Below are 22,492 nucleotides of genomic sequence, written 5' to 3' on the forward strand. Positions count from 1 at the left end.
GGCTCAGTCGCGCCGGATGGCGATGGCCAGGTCCCCCGCTGCCATGGTGACGGGCAGGAGCAATCCGCCTTCCTTGGAACGGAGCTCCAGCCCTCCCGTCTCCTCGCCTTTCCGCGTGTCCCAGAAGGTCGCGCGATATGAGCCGGGCGCGAGCCCGGGCACCTGCAGCACCGCGGTGATCTCGCCGCGCGATTCCACTCGCCGCAGCCCTGCTTCCGGCGGGGCCAGTTCCTGCCGCAGCAGCCAGATGACGGCCTGGCCGGAATCGCCACAGCCGAAGGCGTGCAGGCGTGCTTGGCCGGTTCCGATCCGGTCGCTCAGGTTGCGGCGATCGAAGGATGGCCAGTCGATCAGCGGAAGGAAATCCGCCATGGCGCGCTGCGCGCGGCGCATGCCCAGCGTCAATGCATGGGGATGACGATTGGGCCAGCGCATCCCCCCGCCCGCGCCGCCGGAGGCGAGATGCGCCCATTGGATGTGGCGGAAATATTCATCGTCGAAGGCTTGGGGCAGGGTCAGGTGGCGATCCTTGAAGCTGTGGATCGGTCCGTGCTCGGAATCGAAGAAGGGGCGCCGGTCGGTGATTTCGCGCAGCGCTTGCTGCGTGAGCCGGCCGACGGCCAGGGCGGGCGCGACCGTGTCGCGGGGATCGTCGATCGTGCCCTCTTCGTAGAAATGGCTGTTGGCGAAGTCGAGGCGGGGATGGCGGAAGATCGGATCCGCGGTTTCCGGCGTCCGGATCAGCTCCGGGCCGAAGATCGAAGCGCATTGCAGATGCGCTCTCCCATGCAGCCGCATCTCGAGAGCGCGCAGATGGGAGCCGACATCATCGATGAACTCCGCGAAGGCCTCGGGCCGGTTTCCGGCTTGCGCGGGATGCATCTCGTTCCACAGGTCCCAGGCGAAGATGACGCCGCTGCCGCCCCAGCGCTCGGTCGCGAAGGCGAGCCGCGCTTTGACGGCCGCGCGGGTCGCGGGGCAGATCAGCAACTGCTCACGCGACGCGCAGGGCCCGCCCTGGGCGGCGTTGTAGGGATGGTGGCGCCAGCGGATCCAGGTGAAGAAGGTGTCGTAGGGCGTCAGCAGAACGCGCATCCCTAGCCTGGCGCATAGCGCGAACAGATCGTCCCAGAGCTGGACCATCGACGGCAGGAAGCGGCCCACCGGCCGTTCGAGATAGCGGTAGCGGCCCTGGGCATATTCCAGCATCAGCCGCATGCAGGTGACGCCGTGGTCGCGCAGATGGCGGATGTGGCGTTCCACCGCGGGGAGATCTGGGCGACGGAACAATCCGGCGAGCTCCGGCCAGTCGATCGCGTCGTTCTGGCCGATGGGCGTCCAGGCCTTGCCGGAGGCGGTGACGAAATAGGGCGCGCGGGGCGCGCGCTCGATCCACGGCAGGTTTTCCGAAGCGGACGCATCCGTGGCAGGTGGCGCGATCTCGCGGGCAGGCTTTCGGCGCAGCTGGGTCAATGCCGTTTCGGCCTTTCTGACGGTGGGGCTGAGGGCAGAACGGCCGAAATGAGCTTGGGTTCCGCCGCAGGGGAAAGCTTCGAAAGTCGCGGGGCGAATCTCCCTAAGAAATATCAAATATAAATCCACCAAAAAGCACAGAAGCAAAAAATTTCTTTCCGAATGTGGAAGATAGCATTTGTTAGGTCCGCCCATAACAAATGATGAAAAATAATAATCGGCCCGCGGTGAAACTATTATTTCTGACGGACGGTTCTTCTCGTTGCGCAAAGCCGCTGTCGCGCACTGAGGAGTCCCCATGGAAGACGACGTCGAAAAGCTCCTGATCGAGCAGCTCAAGGACGCTTACAGCGCGGAGAAGCAGGCGCTTCGCTGCATGCAGCAGTCGGCGAGGATGGCCACGTCGCCCCTGCTGAAGATGGCTGTCGAGGCGCATGTCGAGGAGACGAGGGACCAGATTGGCCGCCTCGACGAGATCTTCCAGGCGATGAACGCCAAGCCGGGCCGCAAGCTTTGCCTTGCGATGAAGGGCCTGGTCGAGGAAGCGGCCGCCGAGGCGGGCGAGCACGAGAAGGGTGCCCTGCTGGACCTGGTGATCTCGGCCTCCCTGCAGCGCATCGAGCACTACGAGATCGCCGCCTACTCCACGATGATGATGACGGCGGAAGCCTTGGAGCTTCAGCCGGTGGTGAAGGTGCTGCAGCAGACCTTCGGCGAGGAGCAGCAGACGCAGGCCAAGCTCGCTGCGATGGCGAGGGCCGAGCTGATGACCTCCGCGCTGGAGGATGACGGCGAGGAGGATGCCGAGGAGAAGCGGCCGCCCGCCTCATCCCAGCGTGCGCGGACCCCGAAGGCGGCCGCCAAGCCGGCCGCGGGGGGATCCGCGAACACCCGGCCGCCGGAGCGCAAGCCCTCCGGCGGCGCGAAGCGCCGCTCCCCCGCCCGTTCCGCGCCCGCGCGGGCGCGCTGACGCCTCGATCCCACCCCCAGGAGAAGCCCATGTTCCAGCGCATCAACAAGCTGCAGGTCGACCTGCCGCCGCCCACCCGTCCCGACCCGAATGCAGCGGCCGCGCTGCAGGAATTGCTCGGCGGCAAGTACGGCGAGATGTCCACGCTCGGGAACTACCTGTTCCAGAGCTTCAACTTCCGCAGCAAGAGCAAGCTGAAGCCCTTCTACAGCCTCGTCGCCGCCATCACCGCCGAGGAGCTGGGGCATGTCGAGCTGGTGAGCAACGGCATCGCCATGCTCAACAACGGGCCGGACAGCGACATCGACGAGCAGGATGGCGGCGACATCTCCGGCGCCCCCTTCGAGGCGATGAAGGACATCCGTTCCTTCGCCAGCTTCGCCTCGGCCGGCGGCGGGGCCCTGCCGGTCAACAGCAACTCCATGTCGTGGAACGTCGACATGGTGACGACCACCGGCAACGTGATCTTCGACCTGCTGCACAATTTCCACCTGGAATGCGGCGCGCGGCTGCACAAGCTGCGGGTCTACGAGACGCTGTCCGATCCCACCGGCCGCGAGGTCTGCGGCTATCTGCTCGTCCGCGGCTCGGTGCACGCGCATTCCTACGCACTGGCGATCAAGAACCTGACCGGCGTCGCCATCGAGCAGATGCTGCCCGTGCCGAACATACCGCTCGGCAACATCCCCGAATGCCAGAAGTACCTGGACGAGGGCTCGCACCGCCGCCTCTACACCTTCAGCCCGGCCGACTACACCGAGTTGGCCGGAATCTGGGGCAATGGCGAGATGGCCCTGCCCACCGATCCGCCGGGCGAGCTCGAGGTCGTCCCGGGCATGCCATCGGGCGGCAAGATCCATGACCTGACCGGAATGCCCTCTGCCTTCGCCCCGGACTACGCGCCGGAGGAGATGCTCGAGATCGCGGCCAAGCTGACGAAGGCCATGTGAAGGAAATCACCATGTCAGAGAGTATCCAGGACATCTATGTGACGGGCCTCGTCAACGCGAGGGCCGTCGAAACCCAGGCCATCCAGCTGCTGTCGCGGCAGGTGGAGCGGCTGGAAAGCTATCCCGAGATGGAAGCCGTCCTGCGGCGCCACATCTCGGAGAGCGAGGCGCAGCGCGACCGGCTCGATCAACTCCTCGAGGAACTCGGGACCTCGAGCTCGACCCTGAAGGACATGGTCACGGGGCTGATGGCGAATGCGGCGGCCCTGGGCCATGCCGTGGCGCCGGACGAGGTGATCAAGAACTCGCTCGCGAACTATGCCTTCGAGCACTACGAGATCGCCACCTACCAATCCCTCCTGACCCTGGCGGATATGGCAGGGCACGGCGCCGCGGCCCCGGCGCTGCAGCAGTCCTTGTCGGAGGAGGAGCGCATGGCGCAATGGTGCGCCGACCATCTAGACGCCACGACGCGCCGCTACGTCCAGCTTCGCGTCACCGGGCAGAAGGCCGGCGTCTGAACCTCGCCCACGGCGTGCTACGGCGCGCCGTGGGCGGCCTTCGCCAACCGGCGGAGGATCGGCCGAGGCGAAGGAGCGCTCCTCTTTCACCCGGCCGACCGGGCCATGGGCGCAGTGGCGCTCATCATCCCCTCCATCCCAGGATCGACGCAGGCTCCCAGCACTCGCGTGCCTTCCGCGCGGCCACTCCGCACGCGTCGGTGAGAGCCATGGATCCGCATCCGACGAAGCAGCCTTCCATCGAGGCCCGCGCGGCGCGCGGCGTTTCGTTGCGGGCACCACCCGGATCAGCGGTGACGCCAGCAGATTCGCCTCCTGACCTCCCGCCGGCGCCGCGCGTCATGCCCGCTGCTGGCGGCGGAATCGATCCGGCCACCGTCCGCGATGCCGGCGGGGAAGCGCCCTCGCGGCCTCCTCAGACGAAGCTGCGAAAGCCGCGGCCTCAGTCGGCGGCCACCGCCATCGGCCGCTCGAGCAGGCGGCGCGCGGTCGCGAGCGCCTGGCCCACGACCTGGTCCATGTTCAGATAGCGGTAGGTGCCCAGCCGGCCCAGGAAGGTCACGCCCTCCTCCGCATCGGCTGCGGCTTCGTAGCGCTTGAACAGCGCCTGGTTCGCCGGGTTCGGCACGGGGTAGTAGGGCTCCCCTTCGGCAGAGGAGGTCTCGCGGCAGATGCTGGTATGGCGATGGGACTGCCCGGTGAGGTGCTTGAACTCGGTGCAGCGCGTATAGGGCGTGTCCAGCCCGGGGAAATTGATCGTGGCGACCGGCTGCGCGAATTCCAGCGGCAGCGTCTCGTGCTCGAACCGCAGCGAGCGGTAGGGCAGGGCGCCGAAGCGCTGGCCGAAATACTCGTCCACGGGGCCGGTGAAGACCATGTGGCCGAAGCGCCCCTTGGGAACATCCCGGTAGGAGGTGCCGGTCATCACGGTGATGTTCTCGTGGTCGAGCATGTTCTCGAACATGCGCGTGTAGCCGCGCAGCGGCATGCACTGGTGCCGGTCCTGGAAGTAGCGGTCGTCGTCGCTGGTGCGCGTGGGCACGCGCGCCGTCACCGAGCGGTCCAGTTCCGATGGATCCACGCCCCATTGCTTGAGCGTGTACCCATGGAAGAACATCTCGTAGAGGATCGGCCCGACCGACGAGACGACGAAGTCGCGGGCGGAGCGGATGTCCGCCGAGGGCCGCGCGAGCTGCGCGAGGAAGCCGCGAGCGGCCTCCTCCGTCCGCAGCGCCGTGCCGAAGACGCGGTTCAGCGTCGTCCGGTTGACCGGCATCGGCACGAGGCCTGCCTCGACCTGCGCCAGCACGCGATGCTCATAGGGGCGCCATGCGGTGAAGCGGGAGAGGTAGGCCAGGACCTCGTCGCTGTTGGTGTGGAAGATGTGCGGGCCGTAGCGATGGATGAGCAGCCCCGCCGCGTCGTGCTCGTCATAGGCATTGCCGGCGATGTGCGGCCGCTTGTCCACCACCAGCACCCTGGCGCCGGACGAGGCCAGCCGTTCCGCCATGACGGCGCCGGCGAAACCCGCGCCGACGACGAGGTGGTCCGCGATGCGCGCCGGCCGCGCCTGCAGGGCCGGGAGCGGCAACACGCGGCGCTTCTCCTCGGCCTCGAGCAGCGAGGCCATCCGCGCCGCGATCACATCCCAGGAACTGGCCGCCAGGAGGGTGTCCGCCGCGACGAAGTCCGAGCTGTCGGCACGCGCCATGGCCAGCTCGGCCGCGGCGACGAATCCCTCGGCATCCTCGGCGATGGCGACGGCTTCGATGCCTCCGAAGCGGCGCAGCACGTCGGAAACCGGCGTCGAGATCACGCGGCACCCGCCGGCCAGGTATTCCGGCGCCTTGGTGGGGCTGATGAACCGCGTCGCGTCATTGAGCGCGAAGGGCATCAATGCCGCGTCCCAATGCGCGAGGTAGCGTGGAAGCTCGGCATAGGGCTTCGCGCCGAGCCAGTGGATGTTCGGCGCTTGCGGCAGCTCCTCCGGCGCGAGCTTCGCGATGGGGCCCAGCATGGCGAAGTGCCAGCCGGGGCGGAGCTCCGCCATTCGTGCGAGCAGGCGCATGTCCAGCCGCTCGTCGATCACGCCGAAATAGCCGAGGAGCGGCCGCGGGAGATGGCGCTGGTCATCCGGCTCGGGCGGACGCTGGCGCGCGGCCGCGAAGTGGTCCAGGTCCACGCCGCTCGGGAAGCAATGGATATTGGCGTGCCGGTCGCGCCGCGCCTCGTAGAGGCTGAGCCCCCCGGTGAAGACCACATCCGCATCGGCCAGAAGCCGCTGCTCGCGCGCCTTCATGTCGGTCGCGGCGAAGCGGAACGCGGCGAGCTCGTCCATGCAGTCGTAGGCGACGGCCCGCCAGGCAACGTGGTCCGAGAAAGCCCGGGCGAGCGGCGTGTAGTACCAGGCGGAGGCGGTCCCCAGCCGCGCCATCAGCTGGTCGACCATCCCGCGCAGCGCTTCAGTGTCCGCGGGGTCGCGCAGCAGGGGCGTCAGCACCCTGACACCCGTGGCCGGGCAGGTCTCCATCCGGAGGCGATCCTCGTCGCTGCGGATCGGCTCCTCGAAAACAAGGACCTCCCGCTCCAGCGCGAAGCGGGACAGCAGCTGCTGAGGCCGCTGGAAGACGGAGTTCCAGCGGAGGTGGGAGAAGCAGACCAGCGGCGGGCGTGCGATCCTGTCCACGCCCGCGCCACGCGTTCCGTCCATTGCCATCGAGGTCTTCCGTCCTGTTGCGTTGTCGTGAAAGCCGCGCGGTGCGCTAGCCGCGGCTGGCCTGCATGCCCTGCAGCATGGCGATGTGCTGCTCGATCCCCGCGACCGCGATGGTCGAGATGATCTTCTCCTCGCGCGTGCCCGAGCTCGCGCTGCGCTGGTGCAGCATGAGGAGCTCGCGATGGCCGGCGAGCTGGCCCTGCAGGTACATCCTGTCGAACTCCGTGCCGCTGAGCGCTTCCAGCTGGCGCAACTGCTGGGCGTGTTCGGCGTCTGGCTGCGGCTGGCCGGTCGCGAGCGAGGCGAGCTCCATCGCGCGGCGGATGGCGGTCTGCTCCGCGATCTCGAAGTTCGCGAAGGCCTTGACGCCGGCCGTGCTGCCGCGGCTGGCGGCGAGCCGGCTGGTGAGGATGGCGAAGGCGCTCGCCGCCGCGATGCGCTGGCGCCCTTCGGCGTCCCCGCCCTGCGCGGCGGCCCGGCCGGATTGCGCGGCGGCCTGATCGGCCAGGGGCATGGCGAGCGCGGAGCCGGCCAGGATGCTGCGGCGTATCATGATGCTAGGTCCTTCCCTGTGTTGAGAGCCGTCCATGGTCCGGCGATGCCGCGCAGGTTCTCGCGGTAGAGGTCGCGCGCGCTCGCCGGCGCGTCGGGGCGTGGCGCCAGCCAGGGGGCACGCAGCACGTTCCGCCAGTCCGGAGCGAGGCGGAGGCCGTCCGGGACCGCGAGCCGCGACAGCATGTCAGAAGCGGCGCCGGCCGGAGGGCGAGGGCTCGACCAGCGTCTGCTGTGCCGCTAGTGCGGCAGCAGCCGTGCGGGGCAGCGGCGGCAGCGAGGAGAGCTGCGCCAGCGTGGCCGGCCCGCCGCGCTGGAAGGGTGGCGCGGACAGCGCGGCCGCCGCGGCGGCGTTCTGGCCGGCGTCGAGGGCCCGTCCGGCGGCATAGAGCCCATCGATCACGGGCTGCGCCGGCGCGTCGGGCGCTATACCCAAAGCCCCGCGCCATTCCGCCCGGGCGATATCGAGTTGCGGCTGGAGAGTGGGCGGCGAGGAACGCAGGGTGGGGCTCCCCGGCAGGTTGGCGGCCAGGAACTCCATCCGGGCGATCGACCGTGCCGCGGCCGCCGGCGGCAAACTCCCCGGCGAGGCGAAGGCGGAGGCCGCGGCGATGACGGAGGACCGGAGAGGATCCCCGGCGCCGGTCACCGCGTCGGACGGCAGGCTCGCGGGGCCGAACTGCTCCGGCGCGGGGGTGCAGGCCGTGCCGAGGCAAACCAGGGTCCACGCCACCGCCGCGCCGCGAATGCCCGTCCATCCTGCATCGAGTCCCTTGGGCACCGCCGTCTCCGCTGTGAATCCTCACGGAATGAACCGGGCAGAGGCGGAGGTAGTTGCAGTAAATATGCCAATTTACTCTGTAATAACAAATGTAAATCATCAAATGATGTTAAGAAACAAATGTTAGTACACGATTTGTAATGTCAAAATTCCCCGCTTAAAAAATAAAAGCGAAATTCTATTGAGAAAATCGGAACCGGTGATTGATTGCCGGGTTTCTGGGGGACTGCATTTCACCGGAGGCTCGCCATGAGCGACAGAACGCAACCATCGGCATCGCGCGACGAGGATGTCAGGGAAGAGGCGGGCGTCATCGCTGGCCGCCTTCGCGAAGGCGCCGCCGAGGCGGCGGATGCGGTCAAGGACGGGACCGGCAAACTCGCGGAGAAGGCGAAGGCGGAGGGTTCGGAACTGCTCGGCCAGGCCCAGGCGAGGGCGGAGGATCTGGCGGAGGAGGGCAAGGCGGCAGGAGCGGAACAGGCATCCGGCTTGGCCCGGGCCATTCGTCATGCGGCGGAGGATCTCGAGGATTCCTCGCCGGATATCGCACGTCACGTGCGCGCGGCGGCGGATTCCCTGAACGGCATTTCCGACGCGCTGCGGCAACGGAGCGTTGGCGAGCTCTTCGACGAGGTCACCGATTTCGCGCGCCGCCAGCCCGCCTTGTTCTTCGGAGCGGCCGCCATCGCGGGATTTGCGCTGGCGCGCTTCGCCCGCAGTTCCGCGGGCGGCGGCAAGCGGGCGGCATCCTCCGATCGCCCGGCCGGATCCGCGCCGGGCTGGATCAGGAGCGACGGTGATGCGGCTCCGCGCCCCGCCACGATGGCCGCGGCGAGCCTGGGCGGTGCCGCCGCGCATCGGGACGGCGATGCCGAGCCGGGCCAGATGCCGGCCGCGCCCGGCGGAGCGGCCAGGGTGCCGGCTCCGACCGGCGCGGAAGGCCGTCCTGGCGCGATCCCGAACGAGAAATCGGAATCGCCGCTATGAGCCAGGACAGCCCGCGCTCCGTCCCCGACCTGCTTGGCGATCTTGTCGACCAGGCGACGACGCTCATGCGCCAGGAGGTGCAGCTCGCTCGCGCCGAGATCAACGAGAAGGTCTCCGCGACGGGCGCCGCCATCGGCGCCATGGCCGGCGGCGGCATCCTGTTGCTGGCGGCCCTCGTGATCCTGCTGCAGGCCGCCGTGGCCGCGCTCGTCGAATATGCCGAGCTGCCGGCGACCTTCGCCGCGCTCATCGTCGGCGTGGTCGTCGCGGTCGTTGGCTACGTCGCGTTGCATGGCGCGATGAGCAAGTTGAAATCGGCCACCCTCGTGCCGCAGCGGACGGCCGCGCAGTTCACGCGCGATGCCGAGGTCGTGAAGGAACAGATCCCATGAGCAACACGTCCACGGACCCCGGAAACAGGTCCCCCGCCGATATCGAGGATGACGTCGAACGCAGCCGGGCCGAGGTCTCCGGCACGCTCGGCGCGCTGCGCGAGAAGCTGGCGCCGGGACAGATCATGGACGAGGTGATCGACCGGGTGGCCGAATACGCGCGCGGCACGGGCGGCATGACCTTTGCCCGCAATCTGGGCGGCGCCGTTCGCGACAATCCGCTGCCCGTCCTGCTGATCGGCGCGGGCATCGGGTGGCTGATGCTGTCCCAGGCTTCCCCGGGCCCGGCCCAGCAGGAGCGCGATCCTCTTCGCCTGCCGCCGCCGCGGCGGCCTTACCCGGACGAGGGAGAAGGGTTCGTGGCGGAGGCGGCTTCGAGCCTGGCCAGCAGCGCCGTGGCGGGCGCCGCCGGCGCCGCGTGGGCCGTGAAGAGCGTGGGCGAGAACGTCGGCTCGGCCACGGCGCGGGTGGGTTCCGCCGTGAAGGGCGGTTGGTCCTCGGCCTCGGGCGCGCTGGGGACGCAACCGCTGCTGCTCGGCCTGCTCGGAGTCGCCGCCGGCGCGGCACTCGGTGCCGCCCTGCCGCGCACGGAGGTGGAGGATGATCTCCTCGGCGACGCCGCGGACGCCGCGATGGAGCGCGTGAGCGAGACGGCGGAGCAGGTTCGCGCGGCGGCGGGCGAGCATCTGCGGGGCGCGGCGGACGCCGTCGCGGAGGGCTATGAGAAGGTGAAGGACCGCCTGGAGGAGGGCAGTCTCTCAGGCGCCACCGAAGCGCTGGGGGATGCTCTCAGCGCCACCGCGAAGGCCACGCAGGATGCCGCCACCGGCCTGGCGGGCGAGGTGAGGGACCAGTTGGAACCGCAGCGCGAGGAGCGCCGGGACGCCCCCCGGGACCGGCCTTCCGGCTGATGGCCGGGCCGGCTCACCGGCTCACGGCCGCGAGGCTGAGATAGGTCGGATCGAAGGCCGCCAGCCGGGTCAATGCGTGGAAGTTCAGGATATGAACCGTTCCATCCATCCAGGTGATCAGGCCCGTGCGGCGCAGCTCCTGCACCGTGCGGTTCGTATGGACCGTGGAGAGTCCCAGCACATCGGCGAGCTGTTGCTGGGTGATCGGAAAATCGAGCCGGTGGCCGCTGGCGCAGCCTGCCGCCTCCAGGCGCAGATATAGCTCGCAGACCAGATGCGCGACATGCGCGACCGGCGATCGCCGTCCCAGATTGGCGATCCAGGTGCGCTGGATGGCCCCGTCGATCACGGTCGCCAGCCAGAGCATGCGGCCGAGGTGAGGGGCCTGCTCGGTGACGCGGATGAGATCCTTGTGCGGGGTGAAGCCCGTGGTGCAGGCGGAAAGGGCCACGACGCTGTGATCGATCTGGCGCAGCAGCAGGGCGTCGAGGTCCACGAAATCGCCGGGCACCTGAACGCCGGTGACCTGGCGCGTGCCATCTTCGAGATCGACGGCGCGAGCCGTGAACCCCTCGACGATCAGGCAGCTCTCCTGCGGCCAGGAATGCGCGGTGATGATCTCCTCTCCGCGCTGGTACTCGCGCAGGCGGAACGGCAAGCTTTTCAGCAACTCGCAGTCCTGCGGGCTCAGCCTGTCCCGTCGCGACAGGCTTTGTGCGAGCGGGGAGACGGGTGATGAATTCGAAGCTTCGGACATGCCGGCTCTCTATGGTGTCGTCTCTCCAACGCCGGGTCGGGGCAAGCGTTCCATGACCGGAGGCGGCCTCGACGCGCTCGTGATCGGCGGAGGTCCGGCCGGCCTCACGGCGGCGCTCTATCTGGCGCGATTCAGGCGCCGCTTCGCCGTGATCGATGCCGGCGAGTCCCGCGCGGCCTATATCCCGGAGAGCCATAACATCCCGTTCTTCGGCGAAGGCATTCCGGGCGGCGCGATCCTGGCGCGGATCCGCGCGAATGCCTGCCGCTACGGCGTGAGCCCCCTCGCGGCCACCGTGACGTCGCTGACATGCGACGGCGAGGGATGGGCGGCCGAACTGCGCATGCCGGATGGCGGGCAGCGCCGGATGGCCGCGCGGCGCGTTCTGCTAGCGACAGGATCGCGAGACATCGAGCCCTGCCTGCCCGACCTGCCAGATGCCGTCCGGCGCGGGCTGGTCCGCTATTGTCCCATCTGCGACGGCTTCGAATCCCGCGAGCAGCGGATCGCGGTCATCGGCCTGGGGGCGCGGGGCTTGGCGGAAGCGGCCTTCATCGCCCGGACCTATTCGGACGACGTCTCGCTGCTGAGCCTCGGGCAGAGGCTGCGGCTCACCGCCGATGAGCTCGCTCTCGCGCGGCGCCATCGGATCCGCCTCGTGGAGGAGGCGGTGACGGGGCTCGACGTCAGGGGAGGCCGCATCGCGGCCCTGCGCACGGGTGGCGGCGCGGAATTACGCTTCGACCTGCTCTACTCGGCGCTCGGCCTGCACTACCGCACCGCGCTGGCTGCGGGCCTGGGCGCGCGTTGCGACGATGCCGGCGCCCTGATCGTGAACGAGCACGGCATGACGAGCGTCCCGGGGCTCTATGCGGCAGGCGACATCGTGCGGGGCCTGGACCAGATCGTGGTGGGGATGGGCCATGCGGCGATCGCCGCCACGCATATCCACAACCACTGCGAACTGCCGCTGGACGGCATGGCACGCTCCTGATCCGGCGTCCCCGCGTCGCGGCGGTTCAGGCGACGAGCCAGACATTCTCGCGCGGCAGGGCCACCACGCAACGCAGGCCGTCAGGCTCGAACGCCACTTCGGTCACCGCCTTGAGCTCGTAGGCCATGGTGTTCTGCAGGATTTCCAGGCCGAAGCCCCGCTGTGCAGGGAGCCCGTCCAGCCGCAATCCGCCTTCCTTCCAGGTGATGCCGAGCGTCCTGGCGTCCTCCTCCAGTTCCCAGCCGATGGCGAGATGGGCTTCGGGTTCCGAGAGAGCGCCGAACTTCACGGCATTGGTCGCGAGCTCGTGAATGGCAAGCCCGACGAGCTCCGCCGCCCTCGGCTTGATCCGGACGGCAGGGCCCCGGATGGACAGCCTGTTCCCCTCCCGCGCCGCGTGCGCCAGAAGCTCGTCGGCGATCAGCTCGGCCAGGTCGAGGCCGGAGGTGGCATCCCGCATCAGGGCGGACTGGATCCGCGCCAGGGCGTCCAGGCGCCCCTCCAGATGCATGCTGTAGTCCTCGAGCGTGCGGCTGGTCCGCGCCGTTCGGCGGGCGATGGAACGGATCACGCTGAGCGTGTTGCGCATCCGGTGGCGCAACTCCAGAAGGGCAGGCCGCTCCAGCTGCTCCGTGGGCCGGAGATCCTCGATCTCGACCGAGCTGCCCAGCCATTCGAGGATCCGGTTTTCCGGATCGCGCAGGGGCGTCGCATGGGCCTGAAAGCGGCGATAGCACATGGTTTCCGCCTCGAAGAGGCGGTGGCTGAAATTCAGCGCCCCGTCCTCTTGCGCGCGCCGCCACTCGCCCAGCGCGGCCTGCCGGTCCTCGGGATGCAGGGCGGCCAGCCAGCCCTCGCCAAGGCTCTCCTGTGGCGAGAGGCCGGTGTAGTCGCTCCATTGCGGGCTGGTCCAGATCCAGGCACCGGCCGCATCGGTCCGCCAGACGAGCTGAGGAATTCCTTCGACGGGCGGGCCCGGCTCACGCGTTGGCATCGAGATGCTGGCCCTCCCGGCCTGCATGAAGATAGCCCGGATCGAACATGGCCGTCTCGCGAAGCGCTGCCAGATTCGGGATCAGGAGGGAGCGGCCCCGCAGCACGATGAGGCCGGCATTGCGCAGCTCCTGCAGCACGCGGTTCACGTGCACCGCGGACAATCCCATGGTCTCCGCCAGGTCGGCCTGGGTGAGGGGCATCTCGCAGCCGCTCTCCTCGGCCAGATCCACCAGCTGGAGGCGCAGGTGGATCTCGCAGAGCAGGTGGGCCACCCGCTCGGAAGCGCCGCGCTGGCCCAGATTCACCACCCATTCGCGCTGGATGGACGCCTGAACCTCCGACTGCCAGGCCAGCGCCTGCGAAATGCGGGGATAGGTCGCCGACAGGCTCTCGAGCGCGGCCGGGTTCAACTGGCCCAGCGTCACGGCTGAGAGGCTTCCCACGGAATGACTCATCCGCCGCAGCACCGAAACCCGGTCGAGGCAGAGATCGCCCGGCAGGCAGATCGCCGTGATCTGCCGCCGTCCATTGGGAAGGTCCTTGTAGTGGCAAGCCCAGCCCTGGAGCACGACATAGAGCCGGTCCGGCGCCTTTCCCTGCGAAACCAGCTCTTCGCGGGGGCCCCGGGCGATCTGCCGCTCAGCGACCAGCCGCAGAAGCTCTTCTTCCTCAGCATCCGTGAACCGGGTGAAGTTCTGCAGCTTACGCGTCAATGGATTGCGGGCCATTTGCATGCCACCTTATGGACCATGGAGGCGTTATCCAGAGCTAACGGATGTTATCAGGTCCCACTTTAAGCCCGACCTAGGTTGCCCGAATGATCGCAGACCTGGCCCCGAAATTGAAGCGTCCGCGCCGCCTGGAGGGTTGCAGGGTGCTGGTCGTCGAGGATGATTTCTTCCAGGCCGACGACCTGTCCTGCGCCCTGCGGGACTACGGTGCCGAGGTTGTGGGTCCGGCCGCGACCTACGAGGATGGGTTGCTGATGCTGGTGGCCGGCGGGCGCATCGACGTCGCCTTGCTGGACATCAACCTGGGCGGGGAGATGGCCTATCCCCTGGCGGATATCCTGCTGGACAGCGGCGTCGACGTCGTCCTGGCCACAGGTTACGACCTCTCGGCCGTGCCGGGCCGTTTCCTGAACCTTGCCCGCGTCGAAAAGCCGTTCGACGCCGGCACGCTCGCGCTCAACCTTCCCGAACTGATAAGATACGGCCGCCGCCGACGGCCATTCCGGGGCGGGACCCCGGGAGGTCAGCGCGCCGGCTGATCGAGGATCCGCCGGATCGCCTCCGTCAGCTGCCCTTGCCCGACCGGCTTGGCCAGATGCGGCACCGTCTCGAAACGCGGATCGATCACGGCCGCGTCATATCCGCTCGTGAACACGAAGGGGACGCCGATGTCCTGGAGGGCGGCGGCCACCGGATAGACCATTTCGCCCTCGAGATTTACATCCAGCAAGGCGAAGTCCAGCGGCTGGGTGCGGAGCGCGGCCATGGCGTCCTCGACGCGCGAGACAGGTCCCAGGATCTCGCCGCCCAGCCGTTTCACGACGGAACAGATGTCGTCGGCGAGCAGGTATTGGTCCTCGACGACCAGCACCTTCCGGCCCACCAGGGGCGTCGGCGGTTCCTGGCCCCAGCTCATGGGGGCGGCTTCTCGGACATGTTCCGCTCCTGAGGTGTTTCCACAGGTATAACGCGGGGGCCGATCGGCAGTTCCACGACGCAGCGCACGCCGTCCGGACGGAACTCGAACTGGGTGGAGGCGCCGAGATCGTAGGGAAGCCCGCGCTCGATGAGCCGCCGGCCGAAACCGCTGCGGGGCGACGGCGAGGCGGGCATGACGACGCCCTGCTCGAGCCATTCGAGCGTCAGCCGCGGCGCCTCTTCGGTGTTCAGGATCGACCAGCGCACCGAAAGCCGGCCACGCCGGGCAGATAGGGCGCCGTGCTTCACCGCATTGGTCGTCAGTTCGTGAAGCGCCAGCGCGAAGGTCTCCGCGGCCTTGTCCTTCAGCAGAACCGCCGGGCCATCGATGACCGCCGAAGTCCCGTCGGTCTCGCCGCTGGCGGCGAGCTCGTCCCGCACCAGCTCGTCCAGCCGCACGCCCTCCACTCCGCGATTGGCGAGCACGCCCTGCGTCCGCGCGAGGGCGTCGATCCGCCCCCCGAGCTGCTGGCGCAGATCCTCGAGGTTGTCCGCCCCATCCAGCGACCGGCGCGTGATGGAGCGCACCACGGCCAGGATGTTCTTCACGCGATGCTGCAGTTCCGCCATCAGGAGGTACTGCTGCCCCTGCGCCCGGCGCCGGTCGTCCACGTCCTGGAAGACGCCGAGCAGGTGCTCGCCTGTCTTTCCGCCGCTGAACCGGACCCAGAGCTCCCTGCCGTGGGCCACGATGCGCGCTTCCGCGTCCAGTGTCCCCTCGGATCCCATGGCGCGCTCGAAGGCGGTGGCCAGTCCATCGCGGTCCTCGGGATGGACGAAAGCCAGCAGCGAGGCGAGCGTCGGCGGGGCGGGAAAGCCGAAGATCCTCTCGAAGCCTTCCGAATGGGTGAAGTTGCGTGAAGCCAGCACGAGTTCCCAGGTCACGATGCGGGCGGCCGAGGTGGCGAACCGCGCCCGTTCCTCCGAGGCGCGCAGCGCCGCCTGCGCCCGGGTGGTGGTGGTGATGTCGAGAAAGGTCAGGACGGCGCCGGCGATGAAATTGTCCACGCTGCGGTAAGGCAGCACGCGCACCAGGTAGCGGCTTCCCCCTTCGGCGCCGATCTCGCGTTCGGTGGTCGTGAGCGTGCGGAGCACGCGCCGCAGGTCGTCGGCCATCTCGGGATAGGGAACTCGCGCCGCGATATGCGTGATCGGCCGGCCGACATCGTTGTCGATGAGGTGGAAGACCTCGGCCATGCTGGGCGTGAAGCTCTTCACCCGCAGGTCGTTATCCAGGAAGAGGGTGGCGATCTGCGTGGATTCCAGCAGGTTCTTGAGGTCGCTGTTGGCTTTGGCCAACTCCCCGACGCGATGCGCGAGCTCTCCATTCACCGTCTGCAGCTCCTCGTTGACCGATTGAAGCTCCTCCTTGGAGGTCTCCAGCTCCTCGTTGGCGGACTGCATCTCCTCGTTGATCGACTGGTATTCCTCGTTGGAGGATTTCAGCTCCTCGTTGGTGCTCTCTAGCTCCTCTATGGTCGCCTGCAGCCGGTCCTTGGTGACGCGGAGCTCGCCTTCCAGCCGCACCACATGCTCGTCCCGCAGGATGGCGGGGTCGCGGGCCGTGTCGTCGGCGTCGTTGCCGCTCTCCGGGCCGTAGTCGTGGAACAGCACCACGAAGTTGATCGGCTCCTGCGCGGAATCGGTCAGCGGCTCCACGGTCAGGCCGATGCGGCGCGCCTCCTCCTCCAGCCCCATCCGCAGCGGGGCGACCCGCGCCGGCTTGCGTTCCGCGGCCACGCGCAGCAGCGCCGCGCGCAGGTCGAGCCGCAGGTCGCGGTGGACCAGGTTGAGCAGGTTGAGGTTGGCCACGCCGGTGCTGGGGTCCAGGAAGGGCCCGGTCCGGCCGGAGAAGTTCAGCACCTGGTATTCGGAATCGCAGACGACATAGGCGGGCGCGTAGCGCTCCACCAGCCGCTCGGCCCGCTTGCCGAGCGACCCGTTCGGAAGGGCGGGCGCGGGGGACGGCATGTCATGCGCACGCCTGGCCTCGACGCGGGTGGAAAGCGGAAATTCCGGGAGGATCCGGACCGCCGTCTGCAGCCGCCGGAAGATCCGGTACTTGCGGTCCAGCGGCTGGAACAGCTTGGGGTGCCGCGTGACGTTCTCGGACGGGCCGAGGAAGAGGAAGCCGCCCGGGCGCAGCGAGAAGTGGAAGAGCGGGATCACCCGGTCCTGCAGGTCGCCGTTGAGGTAGATCAGCAGGTTGCGGCAGGAGATGAGGTTGATGCGGGAGAAGGGCGCGTCCTTGATGACGTTGTGCGCGGAGAAGATGCACATCTCCCGCAGATCCTTGTGGATGGCGTAGGTGCCGCCTTCCTTCGTGAACCAGCGGGCCAGCCGCTCCGGCGAGACGTCCTTATCGATCGACTGGGGATAACGGCCGTTGCGCGCGACCGCGAGGGCGCGGGCGTCGATATCCGTGGCGAAGATCTGCACATGCGGCGGCGTGTCGATCCGGGCCATGGCCTCGCGCAGCAGCATGGCGAGGGAATAGGCCTCCTCGCCGGTCGCGCAGCCCAGCACCCAGACGCGGAGGGTATCGGCCGTCGTCTTGCCGGCGAGGAGCTCGGGGATCACCTCGCGCTCCAGGATCCCGAACTCGGCCGGGTCGCGGAAGAACTGGGTGACGCCGATCAACAGATCCTGGAAGAGTTCCTGGGCCTCCTCCGGGTCGCTGCGGAGGCGCGCGACATAGGTATCCAGCTCGTCTACCCGCAGCACATGCATGCGCCGCTGGATGCGCCGCAGGAAGGTGTTCGGCTTGTAGCCGTGGAAGTCGTGCCCCGTCCGGTTCCGCAGGATGGTGGAGACGGCCGGCAGCCGGCTCTCGCCGTCCTTGATGACCCGCGCCGTCTCGCGCGCGATGTCGAGCTCGCGCAAGTGGCCGATATGGGCCGCCACATGGCGGGGAATGTCGCCCAGCTCGGCGTGGATATCGGCCATCCCCGCCGGACCCGCCGGTTCGGCCGTCTCGGCGTATTCCTGCCCGGGTTCCGCCTCCGCCAGGATCAGGCCGCCGCAGGCCTTCATGCGCGCCACGCCGATGGCGCCCGCCTCCGGCGTGGCCTTCAGGATCACGGCGACGGCGCATTCGCGCTGCTGCTCGGCCAGCGAGATCAGGAAGGTGTCGATGGTGCCGCGATGGCCTGGCTTCTGCTGCGGCTCGGCCAGGCGCAAATAGCCGTCCTCGAAGGTGACGGCCGGGCCGATGGGGGCGACGTAGATCATGTCGGCCTCGAGCTTCCGGCCGTCCTTCGCGATCTGTGCGGGCGGGCCAGGGCCCATGTTCAGGTTCTGGACGAGCGCCTCGACGTCCACGGCCTCGCGGGACTCGGAGACGATGACGAAGGCCGCGCCGGTGTCGCGCGGCATGACGGCGAAGAGCGCGATCAGAGACTGGAAGGTGGCGGCAAAGGCCCCGAGTCCCGCCACCGCGATCGGCTTTACGGCGTTCGCCTCATCGTCCACGGAAGCACTCCTCGACAGCGGCTTGCACCATAAGGCCTCCGGAGCCACCGGTTAAATCTCCCTGGCATCGTCCCCCCGGGTGGCGATCAGATCGACGGTCGCCGCCCGGCGCAAAGTGGCGGCATAGCTGGAGTATTCGGCGAAGCGGGCCTCGTAGAGTTCCGCCACGGCAGGCCGGCCCGATTCACGGGCGTCGCGCGCCATGCGGGAGACGAGCTCGGCCCGCTCCTCCATCAGCCGCATCGCGATCCGCAGTGCCTCGCCGACGCCGGATTCGGCCGAGGCCATCACGGCCTCCGCTGTGAAGGCATGGCCGATCTGGCACCGGAACCGAAGCGGCTTGCTGTCCTTGATCTGGGAGAGCACCCCCTGGCAATGCGGGCAGACCAGCGGGACCGGATCGGCCAGGCGGCGGAGCTCGACAGAGCCCAGCCGGCGGCCCGCGGCGATCGACACCTCCAGCTCCAGCTCGGGCGTGGGGGATGGGGCGGGGCCCGCCTCCTGTCCGGCCGACTGGCGCAGCAGTCCGGACAACTCCGCGATGCGGCCGACATGGTCGGCATCGACCACCTGCAGCGCCGCGGCCGGCATCTCGCTGGCCTCGGAATCCAGCGGATGCTGGACGATGGTGGTTCCGCCCATCGCCTTGATCGCATGCAGGCCGGAGGCGCCGTCGTTCAGCAGGCCGCTCAGCACCAGCCCGACCACGCGCGGGCCGAAGTTCAGCGCGGCGGAGCGGAAGAGCGCGTCGATGGCGGGACGCGCCATGTTCTCCCGCGGGCCGGTGCCGAGCAGGATCGTTCCCCCGGCGAGGAGGAGATGGCGATCTGGCGCGGCGACGTAGACGTGCCCGTGCTCGATCGGCTGTCCGTCCACGGCCTCGCAGACGGGGAGGGCGCTGTGGCCGGCCAAGGCCTCTGCGAGGTAGCCGGCGCCCGAACCAGGCATGTGGGTCGCGATGAGGACGGCTGCCGGGAAATCCGAGGGCAGCTCGCCCAGGATCCGCTTGATCACGGAACTGCTGCCGAGTGAGCCGCCGATGGCGACAATGTCCTTGAGTGCCATGTCGCGATCCGCCGGCCGGAATGGCCAATGGTCCAACGGACCCCGCGGCCAAAGGGTTGCCGTGCATTGCGCCTGCCCGGTCCGGCCCGGCGATGTTACCCTGGCAGCCCGACCCGGATTACCTTACGGCGCCTGATGGCCAGGGAGGGCCGATGCCTGCTGAAAGGGCCGAGACCGGGGGCGAGCATCTCGATCTGCTGACGGGCGGAGAGATGCGTTCGCGCATCTCGTCCTCCGACTGGTCGGCCACGCCCCTCGGCCCCGCGTCGGAATGGCCGCAGAGCCTCCGATCTGCCGTCGAGATCATGCTGACCTCGCGCTTTCCCATGCTGGTCTGGTGGGGGCGGGAGCTCATCCAGTTCTACAACGATGCCTGCCTGCCGGTGCTTGGCGAGCGGCATCCCTCGGGGCTCGGCCAGCCCGCGTCGATCTGCTGGGCGGAAGCCTGGCCCCTCATGGGCCCGCTGGCCGATGCCGTGATGAACCAAGGGGTCTCCACCTGGAGCGAGCGCCTCGAAATGGTCATGACGCGGAACGGCTTCGCGGAGGAGGTCTACATGACCTTTTCCTGCAGCCCCATCCGCGATGAGAGCGGGGCGACCGCGGGCTTGTTCTGCGCCTGCACCGAAGAGACGCCCCGCGTTCTCGGCGAACGGCGCCTGGCCGCGCTCGGGGCTCTCAACGAGGCGACCGCCGCGCCGCAGACGGCCGGGCAGGCCTGCGCGGCGATCGCGGGGGTGCTCGCCGGCATTCCCCGCGACCTTCCCTTCACGCTGCTCTACCTGCTCGACGAACCGCAGCGCCGCGCCCGCCTCGCGGCCCGCACCGGGCTCGGGGAAGGCTCGCCCCTCGGCCCCGCGCAGATCGACCTCCGCGCCGCGGAGCCATGGCCCTTCAGCGAGGTCCTGGCGCAGGGCGGAATGGTCATCGTCCGCGAGTTGCCGGCGGGAGCGGCCGGGGGGCTTCCGGGCCCGTGGCCCGAACCGGCGCGAGGCGCCGTGATGTTGCCCCTGGCCCCTCCGGGACGAGCCGGACTGGCCGGGTTCCTTGTCGCCGGCCTCAGCCCCAGGCTGGTCTTCGACGGCAGCTACCGGACCTTCCTCGGCCTTCTCGCGCGGCAGGTGGCGACGGCCCTGTCCGCCGCCCATGCCGATGAGGAGGAAAGCCGTCGCGCCGCCGCGCCGGCCGATGCGTTCGTCCAGAAAGCCCGGCGCCGGCTGGCGGACGAGGAGCGGCCGCCGGTCGTGCCGCAGCCGCCCGCCGAGCGGCGCCCCCGCGTGCTGTCGGTCGGGGACAATGCGGACATGCGCGACTACGTGCGCCGGATCCTGGAGCGGCGCTACGAGGTGGTGACGGCGGATGACGGGGAAGCCGCGCTGGAAGCCGTCCAGTCACATCGGCCAGACCTGGTGCTGGCCGATGTCATCTTGCCGCGGATGGACGGGATCGCCTTGCTCAAGGCCATCCGTCGCGGCGGCCCGGAGCTGCTGGATATTCCGGTCGTGCTGCTCTCGACCCGCGCCGGCGAGGAGGCCAAGCTGGAAGGCCTGGAAGCCGGGGCCGACGATTATCTGGTGAAGCCCTTCGCGGCGCAGGAACTGCTGGCGCGCCTGGAGGCCAGCCTGGCGGTGGCCCGGCTGCGCCGCCGGGTCGCGGAGGCGGTCCGGGAGAGCGAGGCGCTGCGGCAAAGCGAGGAGCGGCTGCGCGAGAGCGAGGAGCGCTTCCGCCAGTTCGCGGCATCCTCCTCGGATGCGCTCTGGATCCGCGATGCCGACAGCTTCGACTTCCTCTTCGTGAACCCGGCCGTGGAAACGATCTACGGCATCGGGATCCCCGAGCTGCTCCGGGACCAGCGGCTGCTCGGCGCCATCGTCGTCCCGGAGGATCGCGACGCCGTCGCGCGCAACGTCGTGCGAGTCAGCCAGGGCGAGGTCGTCACGCAGGAGTACCGGATCCAGCGGCGCTCCGACCTGGCCTTCCGATGGATCAGGAGTACCGGCTTCCCGCTCCGCAACAGCGAGGCGCGCCCTCACCGCATCGGTGCGATCGTGCAGGACATCACCGACGCGAAGCTCGCCGCCGCCCATCAAGGCGTCCTGTTGGCCGAGCTGCAGCATCGCGTCCGCAACATCATGGCCATGATCCGGTCCGTCACCACCCGCACGGCTGACTCGGCTTCCGATGTCGAGGAATACGCGAGGCTCATGACGGGCCGCCTGCTGGCGTTGTCGCGCACGCAAACTCTTCTCACCCGGACCTTGAACGTCGGCGTCGATGTGGGCGTGCTGGTCCGCGAGGAGCTGGAGGCTCAGGCGCAGCACGCGGGCCAGTACACGCTGGAGGGGCCGACCGTCCTCGTCTCGCCCAAGGCCGCCGAGGTGCTTTGCCTGGCGGTTCATGAGCTCGCCACCAACGCCCTGAAATACGGGGCGCTCTCGCCGAAGGGCGGCAGCATCTCGGTCGAATGGAAGGTGATCCCGTCCGGGGAGCGGCAGCTGCTCCGGCTGGACTGGTCCGAGGCACGGCCCGCCGAGCCGGGCTGGACGCCTCCGCTCCGGCAAGGGTTCGGCCGGCAGCTCATCGAGCGGCGCGTGCCCTATGAGCTGGGCGGCCGTGGCGACATCGAGATCCGCCGGGATGGAGTCCAGGCGCGTATTGAGTTTCCGCTCAAGGGAGGCGACAGCATCCTGGAAACGGACGCACCGGCACGAAGCCGGGTTTTCGGAGGATCGATCGACATGACTGCGGAGCCCAGCCTCGAGGGCCGGACAGTGCTCGTCCTGGAGGATGATTTCTATTTGGCGGAGGACACCGCAGGCGCTCTGCTGGGTGCCGGCGCGAAGGTGGTGGGACCCTTCCCCAACGAGGCGGCCGCCATGGACGCGATCGGGCAGGAACGGCCGAGCGCGGCGGTGGTCGACATCAACCTCGGCAGCGGTCCCTCCTTCAGGACGGCACGCGCGCTGCAGGCGGCGGGAACCCCCTTCCTCTTCGTCACGGGCTACGAGGCGCGCGACATCCCGGCTGAGTTCGAGGGAGTCGTTCGGCTCCAGAAGCCCGTGGAGCTTCGCGAGGTGGTCAGGGCCATCGCGGCGCTGACCGGCTGACGGGGGCGAGGGGAGGGCGCCGTCAGGCGGGCGAACCCCCTCTCGAAGGGCAGCGTCAGGGTCTCATAACTCATGGGAATATCCCTGGGGATACGGGAGCGCCGGGCGTTCCGGATGCCGTGTGGGAGCGAAGCGGTGGT

Annotated in this window: 19 protein-coding genes; 9 read left to right on the forward strand and 10 right to left on the reverse strand. The window is 69.0% G+C overall.

Annotation, left to right across the window (positions count from 1 at the left end):
- Window positions 1-3 precede the first annotated feature (3 nt).
- Window positions 4-1,743, reverse strand: coding sequence for a hypothetical protein (locus tag WJM96_RS14145; RefSeq protein ID WP_424813161.1), 1,740 nt, complete (start codon window positions 1,741-1,743; stop codon window positions 4-6).
- A gap of 28 nt (window positions 1,744-1,771) precedes the next feature.
- Here WJM96_RS14145 and WJM96_RS14150 point away from each other — a divergent pair, with 28 nt between their 5' ends.
- From WJM96_RS14150 to WJM96_RS14160, 3 genes are read left to right on the forward strand one after another with little or no spacing between them, the layout of a single operon-like run.
- On the forward strand, window positions 1,772-2,443 hold the full coding sequence (locus WJM96_RS14150) for a DUF892 family protein (RefSeq protein ID WP_424813162.1): 672 nt from the start codon (window positions 1,772-1,774) through the stop codon (window positions 2,441-2,443).
- A 29-nt stretch (window positions 2,444-2,472) separates the two neighbouring features.
- The gene (locus WJM96_RS14155) at window positions 2,473-3,393 is read left to right on the forward strand and encodes a manganese catalase family protein (protein WP_424813163.1); all 921 of its coding nucleotides are present in this window, start codon (window positions 2,473-2,475) and stop codon (window positions 3,391-3,393) included.
- 11 nt (window positions 3,394-3,404) lie between these two features.
- Entirely contained in the window at window positions 3,405-3,914 is a 510-nt protein-coding gene (locus tag WJM96_RS14160; RefSeq protein ID WP_424813164.1) for a ferritin-like domain-containing protein, read from the forward strand.
- 442 nt (window positions 3,915-4,356) lie between these two features.
- On the opposite strand, the gene glf is transcribed toward WJM96_RS14160, so the two are convergent.
- The 3 genes from glf to WJM96_RS14175 form a co-directional block, all read right to left on the reverse strand.
- On the reverse strand, window positions 4,357-6,624 hold the full coding sequence (glf, locus tag WJM96_RS14165; protein ID WP_424813165.1) for a UDP-galactopyranose mutase: 2,268 nt from the start codon (window positions 6,622-6,624) through the stop codon (window positions 4,357-4,359).
- A gap of 52 nt (window positions 6,625-6,676) precedes the next feature.
- Window positions 6,677-7,183 carry a DUF4142 domain-containing protein gene (locus WJM96_RS14170; protein WP_424813166.1) on the reverse strand — a complete coding sequence of 169 codons (507 nt, stop codon included), beginning with the start codon at window positions 7,181-7,183 and terminating at the stop codon, window positions 6,677-6,679.
- 186 nt (window positions 7,184-7,369) lie between these two features.
- Window positions 7,370-7,963 carry a hypothetical protein gene (locus tag WJM96_RS14175; RefSeq protein WP_424813167.1) on the reverse strand — a complete coding sequence of 198 codons (594 nt, stop codon included), beginning with the start codon at window positions 7,961-7,963 and terminating at the stop codon, window positions 7,370-7,372.
- Between the two features lie 249 nt (window positions 7,964-8,212).
- Here WJM96_RS14175 and WJM96_RS14180 point away from each other — a divergent pair, with 249 nt between their 5' ends.
- From WJM96_RS14180 to WJM96_RS14190, 3 genes are read left to right on the forward strand one after another with little or no spacing between them, the layout of a single operon-like run.
- Window positions 8,213-8,950, forward strand: coding sequence for a hypothetical protein (locus WJM96_RS14180; protein ID WP_424813168.1), 738 nt, complete (start codon window positions 8,213-8,215; stop codon window positions 8,948-8,950).
- Entirely contained in the window at window positions 8,947-9,342 is a 396-nt protein-coding gene (locus tag WJM96_RS14185) for a phage holin family protein (protein WP_424813169.1), read from the forward strand. Before WJM96_RS14180 ends, WJM96_RS14185 begins: the two co-directional genes overlap by 4 nt.
- Complete coding sequence (locus WJM96_RS14190) at window positions 9,339-10,253, forward strand: DUF3618 domain-containing protein (protein ID WP_424813170.1); 915 nt, start codon at window positions 9,339-9,341, stop codon at window positions 10,251-10,253. The genes WJM96_RS14185 and WJM96_RS14190 overlap by 4 nt, the downstream gene beginning before the upstream one ends.
- Window positions 10,254-10,266: 13 nt before the next feature.
- Here the strand turns inward: WJM96_RS14190 and WJM96_RS14195 are convergent, their stop codons facing one another.
- Window positions 10,267-10,923, reverse strand: coding sequence for a Crp/Fnr family transcriptional regulator (locus WJM96_RS14195; protein WP_424813171.1), 657 nt, complete (start codon window positions 10,921-10,923; stop codon window positions 10,267-10,269).
- A 139-nt stretch (window positions 10,924-11,062) separates the two neighbouring features.
- Here WJM96_RS14195 and WJM96_RS14200 point away from each other — a divergent pair, with 139 nt between their 5' ends.
- Window positions 11,063-12,004 carry an NAD(P)/FAD-dependent oxidoreductase gene (locus WJM96_RS14200; RefSeq protein WP_424813172.1) on the forward strand — a complete coding sequence of 314 codons (942 nt, stop codon included), beginning with the start codon at window positions 11,063-11,065 and terminating at the stop codon, window positions 12,002-12,004.
- A 25-nt stretch (window positions 12,005-12,029) separates the two neighbouring features.
- On the opposite strand, the gene WJM96_RS14205 is transcribed toward WJM96_RS14200, so the two are convergent.
- Together WJM96_RS14205 and WJM96_RS14210 are read right to left on the reverse strand one after the other, a co-directional pair.
- Window positions 12,030-12,998, reverse strand: coding sequence for an HWE histidine kinase domain-containing protein (locus WJM96_RS14205; protein ID WP_424813173.1), 969 nt, complete (start codon window positions 12,996-12,998; stop codon window positions 12,030-12,032).
- Window positions 12,985-13,728 (reverse strand): Crp/Fnr family transcriptional regulator, encoded by a 744-nt coding sequence (locus WJM96_RS14210; protein WP_424813174.1) that lies wholly within the window; start codon window positions 13,726-13,728, stop codon window positions 12,985-12,987. The genes WJM96_RS14205 and WJM96_RS14210 overlap by 14 nt, the downstream gene beginning before the upstream one ends.
- Before the next feature lie 89 nt (window positions 13,729-13,817).
- Between WJM96_RS14210 and WJM96_RS14215 the strand changes: the two genes are divergently transcribed.
- Window positions 13,818-14,270: a response regulator gene (locus WJM96_RS14215; RefSeq protein ID WP_424813175.1), complete on the forward strand. Its 453-nt coding sequence runs from the start codon at window positions 13,818-13,820 to the stop codon at window positions 14,268-14,270.
- Here the strand turns inward: WJM96_RS14215 and WJM96_RS14220 are convergent.
- From WJM96_RS14220 to WJM96_RS14230, 3 genes are read right to left on the reverse strand one after another with little or no spacing between them, the layout of a single operon-like run.
- Window positions 14,255-14,647, reverse strand: a complete 393-nt coding sequence (locus WJM96_RS14220; protein ID WP_424813176.1) for a response regulator — start codon at window positions 14,645-14,647, stop codon at window positions 14,255-14,257. The two genes, WJM96_RS14215 and WJM96_RS14220, sit on opposite strands and share 16 nt — an antisense overlap.
- Complete coding sequence (locus tag WJM96_RS14225) at window positions 14,644-18,180, reverse strand: CheR family methyltransferase (RefSeq protein ID WP_424813177.1); 3,537 nt, start codon at window positions 18,178-18,180, stop codon at window positions 14,644-14,646. Before WJM96_RS14225 ends, WJM96_RS14220 begins: the two co-directional genes overlap by 4 nt.
- A gap of 51 nt (window positions 18,181-18,231) precedes the next feature.
- Complete coding sequence (locus WJM96_RS14230) at window positions 18,232-19,245, reverse strand: chemotaxis protein CheB (RefSeq protein WP_424813178.1); 1,014 nt, start codon at window positions 19,243-19,245, stop codon at window positions 18,232-18,234.
- Between the two features lie 152 nt (window positions 19,246-19,397).
- On the opposite strand from WJM96_RS14230, the gene WJM96_RS14235 reads away from it, so the two are divergent.
- A complete protein-coding gene (locus tag WJM96_RS14235; RefSeq protein ID WP_424813179.1) occupies window positions 19,398-22,352 on the forward strand; it encodes a response regulator in 2,955 nt (984 codons plus the stop codon).
- The last annotated feature ends 140 nt before the right edge of the window (window positions 22,353-22,492 follow it).

It is taken from the genome of Roseococcus sp. YIM B11640 (assembly GCF_049727625.1).
Taxonomy (GTDB): Bacteria; Pseudomonadota; Alphaproteobacteria; order Acetobacterales; family Acetobacteraceae; genus Roseococcus.

Bases quoted from the DNA above. Each gene is read 5' to 3' on its own strand.
- WJM96_RS14150 (WP_424813162.1), top strand. From the start codon at position 1,772: ATGGAAGACGACGTCGAAAAGCTCCTGATCGAGCAGCTCAAGGACGCT.
- WJM96_RS14155 (WP_424813163.1), top strand. From the start codon at position 2,473: ATGTTCCAGCGCATCAACAAGCTGCAGGTCGACCTGCCGCCGCCCACC.
- WJM96_RS14160 (WP_424813164.1), top strand. From the start codon at position 3,405: ATGTCAGAGAGTATCCAGGACATCTATGTGACGGGCCTCGTCAACGCG.
- glf (WP_424813165.1), bottom strand. From the start codon at position 6,624: ATGGACGGAACGCGTGGCGCGGGCGTGGACAGGATCGCACGCCCGCCG.
- WJM96_RS14170 (WP_424813166.1), bottom strand. From the start codon at position 7,183: ATGATACGCCGCAGCATCCTGGCCGGCTCCGCGCTCGCCATGCCCCTG.
- WJM96_RS14180 (WP_424813168.1), top strand. From the start codon at position 8,213: ATGAGCGACAGAACGCAACCATCGGCATCGCGCGACGAGGATGTCAGG.
- WJM96_RS14185 (WP_424813169.1), top strand. From the start codon at position 8,947: ATGAGCCAGGACAGCCCGCGCTCCGTCCCCGACCTGCTTGGCGATCTT.
- WJM96_RS14190 (WP_424813170.1), top strand. From the start codon at position 9,339: ATGAGCAACACGTCCACGGACCCCGGAAACAGGTCCCCCGCCGATATC.
- WJM96_RS14200 (WP_424813172.1), top strand. From the start codon at position 11,063: ATGACCGGAGGCGGCCTCGACGCGCTCGTGATCGGCGGAGGTCCGGCC.
- WJM96_RS14205 (WP_424813173.1), bottom strand. From the start codon at position 12,998: ATGCCAACGCGTGAGCCGGGCCCGCCCGTCGAAGGAATTCCTCAGCTC.
- WJM96_RS14210 (WP_424813174.1), bottom strand. From the start codon at position 13,728: ATGGCCCGCAATCCATTGACGCGTAAGCTGCAGAACTTCACCCGGTTC.
- WJM96_RS14215 (WP_424813175.1), top strand. From the start codon at position 13,818: ATGATCGCAGACCTGGCCCCGAAATTGAAGCGTCCGCGCCGCCTGGAG.
- WJM96_RS14220 (WP_424813176.1), bottom strand. From the start codon at position 14,647: ATGAGCTGGGGCCAGGAACCGCCGACGCCCCTGGTGGGCCGGAAGGTG.
- WJM96_RS14230 (WP_424813178.1), bottom strand. From the start codon at position 19,245: ATGGCACTCAAGGACATTGTCGCCATCGGCGGCTCACTCGGCAGCAGT.
- WJM96_RS14235 (WP_424813179.1), top strand. From the start codon at position 19,398: ATGCCTGCTGAAAGGGCCGAGACCGGGGGCGAGCATCTCGATCTGCTG.